This is a genomic window from Nitrospirota bacterium (assembly GCA_016214845.1).
Taxonomy (GTDB): Bacteria; Nitrospirota; Thermodesulfovibrionia; order UBA6902; family UBA6902; genus SURF-23.
Map to the genome: position 1 here is coordinate 37,209 of JACRMS010000009.1, position 10,682 is coordinate 47,890.

Annotated in this window: 10 protein-coding genes; 8 read left to right on the forward strand and 2 right to left on the reverse strand. The window is 44.8% G+C overall.

Annotation, left to right across the window (positions count from 1 at the left end; all coding sequences use genetic code 11):
* Positions 1-78 precede the first annotated feature (78 nt).
* Complete coding sequence (gene dnaB, locus HZB61_02535) at positions 79-1,467, reverse strand: replicative DNA helicase (protein ID MBI5055486.1); 1,389 nt, start codon at positions 1,465-1,467, stop codon at positions 79-81.
* 11 nt (positions 1,468-1,478) lie between these two features.
* Positions 1,479-1,937: a 50S ribosomal protein L9 gene (locus tag HZB61_02540; protein ID MBI5055487.1), complete on the reverse strand. Its 459-nt coding sequence runs from the start codon at positions 1,935-1,937 to the stop codon at positions 1,479-1,481.
* Positions 1,938-2,155: 218 nt separating this feature from the next.
* Between HZB61_02540 and xerC the strand changes: the two genes are divergently transcribed.
* From xerC to HZB61_02580, 8 genes are all read left to right on the forward strand, one after another.
* Entirely contained in the window at positions 2,156-3,028 is an 873-nt protein-coding gene (xerC, locus tag HZB61_02545) for a tyrosine recombinase XerC (protein MBI5055488.1), read from the forward strand.
* A gap of 42 nt (positions 3,029-3,070) precedes the next feature.
* The gene (hslV, locus tag HZB61_02550) at positions 3,071-3,604 is read left to right on the forward strand and encodes an ATP-dependent protease subunit HslV (GenBank protein ID MBI5055489.1); all 534 of its coding nucleotides are present in this window, start codon (positions 3,071-3,073) and stop codon (positions 3,602-3,604) included.
* Positions 3,597-4,955 (forward strand): ATP-dependent protease ATPase subunit HslU, encoded by a 1,359-nt coding sequence (gene hslU / locus HZB61_02555; protein ID MBI5055490.1) that lies wholly within the window; start codon positions 3,597-3,599, stop codon positions 4,953-4,955. The genes hslV and hslU overlap by 8 nt, the downstream gene beginning before the upstream one ends.
* A gap of 171 nt (positions 4,956-5,126) precedes the next feature.
* The gene (locus tag HZB61_02560) at positions 5,127-5,651 is read left to right on the forward strand and encodes a PEP-CTERM sorting domain-containing protein (GenBank protein MBI5055491.1); all 525 of its coding nucleotides are present in this window, start codon (positions 5,127-5,129) and stop codon (positions 5,649-5,651) included.
* A 265-nt stretch (positions 5,652-5,916) separates the two neighbouring features.
* Positions 5,917-7,917: a PAS domain-containing protein gene (locus HZB61_02565; protein ID MBI5055492.1), complete on the forward strand. Its 2,001-nt coding sequence runs from the start codon at positions 5,917-5,919 to the stop codon at positions 7,915-7,917.
* The gene (locus tag HZB61_02570) at positions 7,914-9,611 is read left to right on the forward strand and encodes a sigma 54-interacting transcriptional regulator (GenBank protein ID MBI5055493.1); all 1,698 of its coding nucleotides are present in this window, start codon (positions 7,914-7,916) and stop codon (positions 9,609-9,611) included. The genes HZB61_02565 and HZB61_02570 overlap by 4 nt, the downstream gene beginning before the upstream one ends.
* Positions 9,612-9,624: 13 nt before the next feature.
* A complete protein-coding gene (locus HZB61_02575) occupies positions 9,625-9,963 on the forward strand; it encodes a hypothetical protein (GenBank protein ID MBI5055494.1) in 339 nt (112 codons plus the stop codon).
* Positions 9,964-10,204: 241 nt separating this feature from the next.
* Positions 10,205-10,682, forward strand: a 478-nt coding sequence (locus HZB61_02580; GenBank protein MBI5055495.1) for a putative metal-binding motif-containing protein, incomplete at its 3' end; no start/stop codon positions are given.

The following is a 10,682-nucleotide window of genomic DNA, read 5'->3' on the forward strand; positions in this document are numbered from 1 at the left end:
TCTGTGCAAATCTGTGTGATCTGCGGCTTGATTCGTTTTTTCTCCATGTTCTCTGCGGCAAATTGTTCTTCTTATAACTTAATATTCAGAATACTCCGAATGGTTTCTAAACTTGGTAAACGTATCAATAAAAGTAAGCTGCAATTTCTTTGTCGGGCCGTTCCTCTGTTTGGCGATGTCTAAATCCGCAACCCCTTTCTCAGTGCTCTTGTCTTTTTTGTAATACTCATCCCTGTACAAGAATAATATCGTATCGGCATCCTGCTCAATCGCGCCTGATTCCCTTAAATCGGCAATTATGGGATGCTTGTCCTCCCCCCTCTGTTCGCAGCTTCTGTTTAGCTGGCTGATGACAATGACAGGTACTCCCAGGTCTTTCGCAAGCGCCTTTAATGAGCGGGATATGTCAGAGACCGCCTGCTCTCTTGCGGCATAATTGCCCACGCCGCTCATGAGCTGCAGATAATCAATAACGATCATCCCCAGCCCGTGCTCCGCCTTCAGCCGTCTTGACTTCGCCCTGATATCGAGGACCGTGTTGAATGAATCATCAATATAGATCGGCGCCTCGGCCAGTCTTCCCGCGGAGTTGACAAGTTTCCTGTAATCTTCCTTGCTGTGATAACCTGACCGTACAGCCTTGGAATCCACCTCGGCCTCGGAGCATAACATTCTCAGAACAAGCTGCTCCTTCGTCATTTCAAGACTGAAAATAGCCACCGGCGCTTTCACTTTGATCCCGACATGCGCGACGATATTCAGGCAGAAGGCGGTCTTCCCCATGCCGGGTCTCGCGCCGATTACGATCAGGTCGCCGGGATGAAAACCGGTTGTCTCTTTATCAAGGTCGTCAAACCCGGTCGGAAGCCCTGTGATCAGTTCCTTCTTGTTGTAGAGTTTGTCCACAAGCTCGATAGTGTCTTTGACCACTTTTTTCACATGGACATATGAGCTCCTGACCATTTTCTCAGAAATGTTGAAGATCTTTGTCTCGGCCCTGTCCAGGACCTCATGCACGTTATCGTCGGTATCGTAACACGTGGTTATGATCTCCGTTGCCGTTGTGATGAGGTTTCTCAGGATGGCCTTGTCCTTGATTATCTTTGCGTGATACCTGACATTGGCGGACGTTGGCACCATATTTACAATTGAGCTTAAATATGAAGCGCCGCCTATTTCTTCTAATTGTTCTTTTCTGCTGAGCTGCTCGGTGAGGGTTATCAGATCGATCGGTTCGTTCTTCTCATAGAGCTCGATCATTGAAATAAATATTTTCCTGTGGGAATCCTTGTAGAAATCATTCGGCGTGAGCTGTTCAACTGCTGCGGCGATCGCCTCGTTTTCAAGCAGCACTGCTCCGAGGACGGACTGCTCTGCCTCTATATTCTGGGGCGGCAAACGGTCAAGGTCGGCTGCCGGATATTTTCCCCCGGACAACCCGCTGTCACTGCGGCCACGTTCAAGCATTTTAAATGCTCCTAAGCTTCTGCGGTAGCGGCCTGTTTAACCTCCACAGTCACATTTGCCGTAACATCCTGAAGAAGCTTGATGGATACATTATATGTTCCGAGTTTCTTGATAGGCTCATCGAGGAGTATCTTGCGCTTGTCTATCTCTATCCCCTGCTTCGCTATTGCTTCAGCGATATCCATTGTGGTCACTGAACCGAAAAGTTTTCCTTCCTCGCCGCTCAGGGCCTCAATGCTTATTGACAGGGCTGAAATCTGCTTGGCCAGATCTTCCGTGGACCTTCTGACTTTTTTGGCCTTTATGAGAATGATATTCTTCTCATGCTCGAATTGCTTCAGGTTCTTGGTGCTCGCCTCAACCGCGAGGTTCCTCGGCAGCAAAAAGTTTCTGCCGTAACCGTTCGCTACATTTACAACAGCGCCCATTGTTCCAAGTCCCTTTACATCTTCTTTTAAAATGACCTTCATGATTTTCTCTCTCCTATGTTAATAAAATTTGATATCAAGATAAAAATGGAATTATAATATGGTTTTAAGAAGGACCATCTCTGTTTCCTGTTTTTCCGAACGTTTTAATTTATACTTTCTTCTTAATTATTGTCAATTCCGGCAGCCTTCCCCAAGCCGGTCTTGTAAGATACGCATTTTCATCTTACAATAGCACTGATGAATGATGAGGCAGAAGGATGAAAAGGCATATCGAACAGTTTCTTGAATATTTAAAGGCCGAGCGCGGAGTGTCTGTTCACACGCTGAAGGCATACACCGAAGACTTGCGGGAGTTTAATGCGTTTCTGGATAAGGGCCCGAAGGATATTGACAACCTCGACATCAGAAGTTTTCTTGCGTCCCTGCACCATAAAAAGCTGAAAAAAACATCCATATCGAGGAAGCTTGCAACCATCAGGTCTTTTTATAAATATCTTCACAGGGAAGGATATGTGGACAAAAATCCCGCGAGGCTTGTATCCAGTCCCAAAGTCCCGAAGACCCTCCCGAGGTTCCTCACGATTGATGAAACATTCACTCTTATGGAAAATCCGCAGGGTGATACGTTTAAGCCGTCAAGGGACAAGGCAATCCTTGAGCTTCTTTATTCCTCTGGCCTGAGGGTATCTGAATTGACTTCGCTTGATATAGGCGACCTCGACATCAAAGAGTCTCTTGTCCGGGTCAAAGGCAAGGGGAAGAAAGAGCGGATAATCCCTGTTGGAGGAAAGGCAATGGAGGCAATACAAAATTACCTTTCCGAAAGAATTTCCTTAAAGAAAAAGTCTCCGGCGCTGTTTCTTAATAACCGCGGAGGCCGATTGACACAGAGAAGCGTTAGACGTATATTATTACACTATAGCAGGATGATCAACCTTAAAGGCGGTCTCAGCCCTCACACTCTCAGGCATACCTTTGCAACACACCTGCTCCATGAAGGTGCGGATTTGAGGTCGATACAGGAACTCCTTGGGCACTCATCCCTTTCAACGACCCAGAAATATACACATGTGGATATCAAACATCTTATGGAAGTTTACGATAAGGCTCATCCCCTTAGTAAAAAGTAGGGGCTGGTTTTAAACCCGCCCATCTATAAAAAGGAGCAACTAATGTTTCAGGGAACAACTGTAATTTGTGTCAGGAAAAATGGAAAAGTTGCAATAGGCGGAGACGGCCAGGTGACTCTCGGCCAGACCGTGCTGAAGCACAATGCAAAGAAGATAAGGAAGATGTACAACAACTTGGTCCTTGCGGGTTTCGCGGGGGCCACGGCAGACGCGTTTACCCTTTTTGAAAAATTTGAGGGCAAGCTTGAGACCTACAGAGGCAACATTACAAGGGCCGCTGTTGAGCTTGCAAAGGACTGGAGAACTGATAAAATTTTAAGACGCCTTGAAGCGCTTCTCATCGTCGCAGATAAGGAGCATTCTTTTATCATTTCCGGTAATGGCGACGTTATTGAACCTGAAGACGGGATAGCGGCTATCGGCTCCGGCGGGGCGTACGCGCAGGCGGCCGCAAAGGCCCTGACAGCCCACACACAGTTAGATCCCAAAAATATTGTCGAAGAGGCATTGAAGATAACGTCAAAGATATGCATTTATACAAATGATTCAATCAGCATCGAGGAGATAGATGAATAACCTGACACCCAAAAAAATTGTTGAAGAACTTGATAAATATATTATCGGCCAGGGCAAGGCAAAAAAAGCGGTAGCGATCGCGCTCAGGAACCGCTGGAGAAGGCAACTGCTGTCCGATGAACTAAGGGATGAGGTCCTGCCCAAAAATATCCTGATGATCGGTCCGACAGGCGTCGGTAAAACAGAGATAGCAAGACGGCTTTCGAGGCTTGCTCAAGCGCCTTTTATAAAAGTCGAGGCCTCAAAATTCACAGAGGTCGGCTACGTAGGCAGGGATGTGGAATCAATGATCAGAGACCTGACGGGCCTGGCGCTTACCATGGTTAAAACGGAGCACATTGAAAAAGTACATGAAAAGGCAAAGGACCTTGCAGAGGAAAAGATACTGGACCTTTTATTGCCCCCCGCAAAAGCACCGCGAAAGGTTTCGATGGCCGAGACGTCAGAACCAGTCGAAGATGAAAAACAGAATTACAACGATACGCGTGAAAAACTGCGGGCCCAATTGGGGGAAGGGAAACTTGATAACAGGTACATTGATCTGGAAGTGCGTGAGAAGGTTGTTCCTTTCGGGGTAATTTCCAATATCGGCATGGACGAACTTGAGTCGAATTTAAAAGAAATGCTCGGGAATTTTCTCCCTGAAAAATCAAAAAAGAAAAAGGTAAAAATAACCGAGGCCCTGCAGCTTATTCAGCAGGAGGAAGCCAACAAACTTATTGACATGGACAAGGTTGTTAAAGAAGCCATAGAGCGGACCGAACAGAATGGGATAATTTTCATAGACGAGATCGATAAAATTGCGTCCAGGGGTTCAAGCTACGGCCCGGATATTTCAAGAGAGGGCGTGCAGAGAGATCTTCTCCCGATAGTCGAGGGCTCCACTGTCTCGACAAAGCATGGCCAGGTAAAAACAGACCATATACTTTTTATTGCAGCGGGTGCCTTTACCGTGTCAAAGCCCTCCGACCTCATCCCCGAGCTCCAGGGAAGATTCCCTATCAGGGCTGAACTCGATGCCCTCGGCAAAGATGAGTTCCTCAGGATCCTGAAGGAACCGAAAAATGCGCTTATCAAACAATATATCGCCCTTATCGAAACCGAAGGGGTAAAGATAAAATTTGCGGAAAACTCCATAGAAGAAATAGCCGCTATCGCAGCTACAGTAAATGAAAAGACTGAAAATATCGGCGCCAGAAGGCTTCACACTATACTCGAAAAACTCCTTGAAGACATATCGTTTGATGCACCGGATATTAAAGAAAAAGAGCTCGCGATTGACGCAAAATATGTTAGAAAAAAACTGAACGATATTATTAAAGATGAAGATTTAAGCAGATATATTTTGTAATTTAATTATGTAAAATTTATCCCGGTTCGTGTCGGACTTCTTTACATTTTTATCCCTTATTTTATAATACTGCTTAATATCTTAAAAGCATTTTCTTTAATTCCCATGATGTTATGAATAGCTTCAGTTATGGCATATTTATTGCGGAAACTTTTGAGGAAGAAAATAGACATGATCAACCCGGAGGTCTTTTTAATGAATATAAAACAAGCGTCGATAGTAACCACAATCGTCATGTTATTAGCAGTAGTTTTTTGTGCTACCAACTCCTCAGCAATTCCTTTTGATGCAATATATACTGTAGGATCAAACGGAAGCACTACCATGCAAGATACGTTTTCCCTCAATGAAACACCGTGGTTATATTTAGAACTGCCTCAAACAGGGCAGAATATTACCTGGTCGTGGTGGACAGGTCCAGATAACGATTGTTCAAATAACCCTCTCTGCTTTGTAAGCACCGGGACGAATAACGACGCCGACGGGAAAATATGGCTTTCGTTACCGGACTGGGACAGCATTAAAGATATCGGCGAATGGACAATTGAAGCGAATTCAACCTCCCCTCCCTGCTGTTTGGTTGAAGGAACTACATCTTTTAAAGTCTCCGTTCCGGAACCGTCGACTGTATTGCTTTTATTGACAGCCGGTGCGGGCTTTGTGGGATTATTGAGCTTCCGAAATAAGAAGCAATAAAATCCCCGCTTAAAAACTTGGGCATAATTGCTTCTTATTTGTTATTGTCCGCATAGTCAAATGTGTGCAAATCTACAATACAAGCCCGACAAACATGTAGCTACCTGTTTATTTTCCAAGACGGAGCTTGAAAAATTTCATTATAATACATGCTGGTTAACAATCAACCAGCACGATTACTACTTAAAGATTGTGAAAAAAGATATTTTTTTTGTAAAATAAAATTATTTCACAATAAATAAACTTAATGATTAACTCTAAACGTATGCCCCACAAAACCGGTGCAAGAGAATTATTACAGCAGGAATATGATCAATACCGCCAGATGATAGAGCTTTCTCCTGTCGCAATTGGGGCCCAATGCGACAACGAAATCATATTTTTAAACAAAGTTGCAGCAAACCTCTTCGCCGCAGTTAACCCTGAGCTGATTCTTGGACGATCAATAATAAGTTTTCTGCCAGCGGACCATCAGGATCTCGTTAACAAACTGTTTCACGATATGATAGAGGAAGAGATAGCATTTACACCTTTAGAAACTAAACTCGCAAGAGTAGATGGAACGTGGATCGATGTAGAATTAATGGCAAGCCGTTTCGTCTTTCAGGACAAACCGGCGATCCAGTTTACTCTATATAACATAACTAAACGTAAAAAACTGGAACAGTTGCTTTCCCAGTCAAAGCATGATTGGGAAGACACCTTTCACGCGATAACCGACGTAATCACACTTCACGATAAAGACTTCAATATCATTTACGCAAACAAAGCGGCAAAAGAGGTCCTCAGGCTGCCGTCCCTGGAAGGAATATTTGAACATAAATGTTTCAAGTATTATCACGGCACCGAGTGTCCCCCGACCGGCTGTCCCAGTTGCGCCTGTTATCAAACTGGGGTCCCTGCCAATTTTGAAATATATGAGCCTCATTTAAACAAGTATGTTGAGATCAGGTCAATGCCCCGGTTCGATAAAGACAACCAGTTGATAGGGTTAATTCATATCGCAAGAGATATAACTGAGCGCAAGATGGTGGAAGAAGAGATCAGGAAGGCCAAAGATGAACTTGAGATGAGGGTGGAAGAACGCACCTCGGAACTGAAAAGTATTAACGATCAGCTCAAGGAAGAAATTACTGAGCGCAAGATGGCGGTTGAAGCGTTGCAGAAAAGTGAAAATAAGTATCGCAGCCTTTCACAGGAATTTCACACGCTGCTTAACTGTATCCCGGACAACCTGCTCCTTCTGTCTACCGACCTGAAGATCATGTGGGCGAACAAGGCCGCTGCTTCCGTATTCGGCAAGGACGTCTCCGACCTCGCTGATCAGTACTGTTTCAGTTTGTGCTGCGGCAATATTTCCGCCTGTGAGAACTGCCCGACGCTGAGGAGCTTTCAATCCGGCATAGAAGAGACGTCTGAAATATCCACCTCTGGAGGAAAGATTTGGGACATACGGTCATTTCCGATTAAAGATGACTCCGGCAGGGTGAAAAATGTCATAGAGCTGGCAAGAGATATTACTGAAAAAATAAACCTGCAGGCCGGCGCCGCCCGTTCCAGGCATCTTGCATCGCTTGGAGAGCTCGCCGCAGGTGTCGCTCACGAGATAAATAATCCTATCAATAATATTATTAATTATGCGCAGATATTGATTGACGAGTTCGAACAGGAAAACAGGAATGACGAGATAGCCCGCAGGGTCATTAAAGACGGCGACAGGATTGCCACCATAGTCAGGAGTCTTCTGTCATTTGCCCGCATCAGAAAAGAAGAGAAGACCTTTGTAGATCTGCATGAGATTTTTTCAGATACTCTTTCATTAACATCAGCGCAAATACGCAAAGACGGAATTCATTTAAAAGTTAGCATTCCAAAATTTATTAAAATCCCTGTACATCTTCAGCAGATCCAACAGGTATTTCTGAACATCATAAGTAATTCACGTTATGCCCTGAACCAGAAGTATCCGGGGACACATGAAAACAAGATACTCGATATCCACTGTGAAAAAATACTGAAGAACGACACTCCTTATGTTCGCATTGTATTTAATGACAGGGGGTCTGGCATCCCGTCCAATATAATTGACAAGGTGGTAAACCCCTTTTTCTCAACCAAGCCTAACAGGATGGGGACAGGTTTAGGTTTAAGCATCAGCCACGGCATCATAAGTGAACATGGCGGCAAACTCATGATCAACAGCATTGAAGGAGAATATACCAAAATAATAATAGACCTGCCTATAGCAGCGAAGGAAGAAGAATGAAGGCGAAGATACTGATAATTGACGATGAAGAAGGCATAAGGTTTACTTTCAAGAAATTTTTACAAGCCAAAGATTATGATGTCAGCACAGCCAAGGACTTTGACGAGGCAATGCAAAGCATTTCAACAATGGATTTCGACGTGATATTTGCGGACATTATTTTGCGGGGCAAGACAGGCATTGATTTCCTCCGTGAAGTAAAACAGCGCAAGCTCACCTGCCCGGTCATAATGATCACCGGATATCCGAACATTGAGACCGCATCAGACGCCATCCGCCTCGGGGCTTTCGACTATATACCGAAACCTATTCAAAAGGACACACTGTTCCACGCTATCGATGTGGCCCTTCAGCACAAGGTGGTAATTGATGAAAGAGAAAAATACCGCCTGAACCTCGAGGCAATTTTCAGCAGTGTAAAAGACGCAATTATCACTGTAGATAAAAACTTGTCAGTGCTTGAGATCAATCAGGCAGCGCAAAGTATCTGCGGCCTGTCCCGTGATTCAATCGGCAGCAAATTCAGTACGACGCAAGCCGGATGCAAAAGCAAATGCCTTGAATCGCTTATTGAAACGATCAATACAAAAAAATCCGTCGAGGTCCACCGCCTCGAGTGTAAACTTGCTGACCGCCCGGAACAGTTTGTTTCCCTGACCACGTCTCCCCTGCTGAACAGGCATGGCGAATTCTCCGGGGCTGTACTTGTGGTAAAAGATGAAACCCGGTTGACCGACCTGGAGCGCGAACTGAAAGAACGCCGGCAGTTCCACAAAATAATCGGGAACAGTAAAAAGATGCAGGAAGTATACTCCCTCATAGATCTCCTGTCCGATGTTGAAACAACTGTATTAATTACAGGGGAAAGCGGCACCGGCAAGGAATTGGTGGCTGAGGCGCTTCATTACAAGGGGGGCCGAGGCAGTAATTCTCTGGTAAAGGTGAACTGCTCCGCCTTGTCCGAAAACCTGCTTGAAAGTGAGTTGTTCGGACATGTGAGAGGCTCTTTCACCGGGGCGATTAAAGATAAAATAGGTCGTTTTCAGACAGCGGACGGAGGCACAATATTTTTGGATGAAATTTCGGACATATCTCCAAAAATTCAAATTGAACTTTTGCGGGTCTTGCAGGAAAAGGAATTTGAACGGGTCGGAGATTCAACCACCATGAAGGTGGATGTCCGTGTCATTGCGGCAACGAACCAGGACCTCGCCAAAAAAGTCCAGCGCGGTGAATTCCGTGAAGACCTCTATTACCGCCTTAATGTAATGAAAATTTTCCTCCCCCCGCTTAGGGAACGCAGGGAAGATATCCCTATCCTTATAGAGCACTTTATTAAAAAATTCAACAATAAATTCTCTAAAGACGTTAAAGCAGTGTCTCCGGATGCGCAGAAAATATTTATGGACTATGCGTGGCCCGGCAATGTCAGGGAGTTAGAGCATGCCCTTGAACACTCCTTTATACTATGCAGGCAATCAACGATTACTATCGAACACCTGCCTTCAGAATTAAAAAATTTTGCTTTGGAAGAAATTTCCCCTTGCAATGACGAAGACATAGATGATCCGCAGGTCATCCTCCAGGCACTTGAAAAAACTTCCTGGAACAAGTCCAAGGCTGCCCAACTGCTGGGCATGAGCAGGCGTTCGATATACAGAAAGATGAAAGAGTTTAAGATCGCCCAGGATTAGACTCCCTTAACAAATGAAAAAAGCATTCACAATATTTATAGGTTTCATCCACGATTTTGCCGCGGGCTGCTGGGCGGCAACAGTGCTTGTGATTTACTGGCTGAACAGGATCCCAGATAAGGACCTTTCGGATGTACTTACTGATATCAAAAAAGATTTTTTTTATATCAGTCTCATATGTGTTGTTATCGTCTTCCTTGCCGGTATCGGCAGGACTTTCACATACATCAGCAATGTGTACGGAGAGGATGCGGAAAGAACCAGGCGAAAGATGTTAATAGTTAAACACGTTGCTCTTTTGCTCGTTTTCGGTATCGGGATTTACTGGCAATATACAATGGTTTTCGAGTAAGCGCATTTGCCTCCTCTGTAATTATGCTATCCATGTTTTTTTAAGCTCATCACTCATCGTTGAAAAGACCTTCGTGTGCCACAATGGCAATCTTCTTGTTATTTTGACACGATGATGTTCCCTATTAGATTAATAACCTCATGTTTTTTCAGAAAATAGATTACAGGTATGGTTCTTGCGGAACCATTATTGGGATACCTTAAATCACAAAATTAAATAACAATTTAAATTGGAGGTTTGCATGTTTTTTCGCAAGGGCTTAGTAGTCTTTCTCATCTGTTCAGTGTTTTTAATTATTTCAGGCATGTCTTCTGTTTACGCGGCCTGTACAGACAATGACGCAGACGGTTATGGTAGTCCTGGAGACGCATCATGTCCAAAAGGTGCTATAACAGACTGTAACGACAACGACAACAAAGTCTATCCCGGCGCTCCGAAGATATGCGACGGCAAGGACAACAACTGCGACGGCAGGCTGGACTTCAGCACTGACAAGGACGGGGACAATGACGGAGTATTATGGTGCGCTGGAGACTGCGATGACAATGATGCAAGGCGGTTCCCCGGTAATCCTGAAATATGTGACGGCATAGACAATGACTGCACAGGCGGAGTGCCTGCAAATGAAATCGACACTGACGGCGACACATACCGTCTTTGCAGCGTGCCGCCCGACTGCAACAATAACGATGCAAGCGTATATCCCGGCGGCCCCGAGA

Bases quoted from the DNA above. Each gene is read 5' to 3' on its own strand.
- dnaB (MBI5055486.1), bottom strand. From the start codon at position 1,467: ATGCTTGAACGTGGCCGCAGTGACAGCGGGTTGTCCGGGGGAAAATAT.
- HZB61_02540 (MBI5055487.1), bottom strand. From the start codon at position 1,937: ATGAAGGTCATTTTAAAAGAAGATGTAAAGGGACTTGGAACAATGGGC.
- xerC (MBI5055488.1), top strand. From the start codon at position 2,156: ATGAAAAGGCATATCGAACAGTTTCTTGAATATTTAAAGGCCGAGCGC.
- hslV (MBI5055489.1), top strand. From the start codon at position 3,071: ATGTTTCAGGGAACAACTGTAATTTGTGTCAGGAAAAATGGAAAAGTT.
- hslU (MBI5055490.1), top strand. From the start codon at position 3,597: ATGAATAACCTGACACCCAAAAAAATTGTTGAAGAACTTGATAAATAT.
- HZB61_02560 (MBI5055491.1), top strand. From the start codon at position 5,127: ATGATCAACCCGGAGGTCTTTTTAATGAATATAAAACAAGCGTCGATA.
- HZB61_02565 (MBI5055492.1), top strand. From the start codon at position 5,917: ATGCCCCACAAAACCGGTGCAAGAGAATTATTACAGCAGGAATATGAT.
- HZB61_02570 (MBI5055493.1), top strand. From the start codon at position 7,914: ATGAAGGCGAAGATACTGATAATTGACGATGAAGAAGGCATAAGGTTT.
- HZB61_02575 (MBI5055494.1), top strand. From the start codon at position 9,625: ATGAAAAAAGCATTCACAATATTTATAGGTTTCATCCACGATTTTGCC.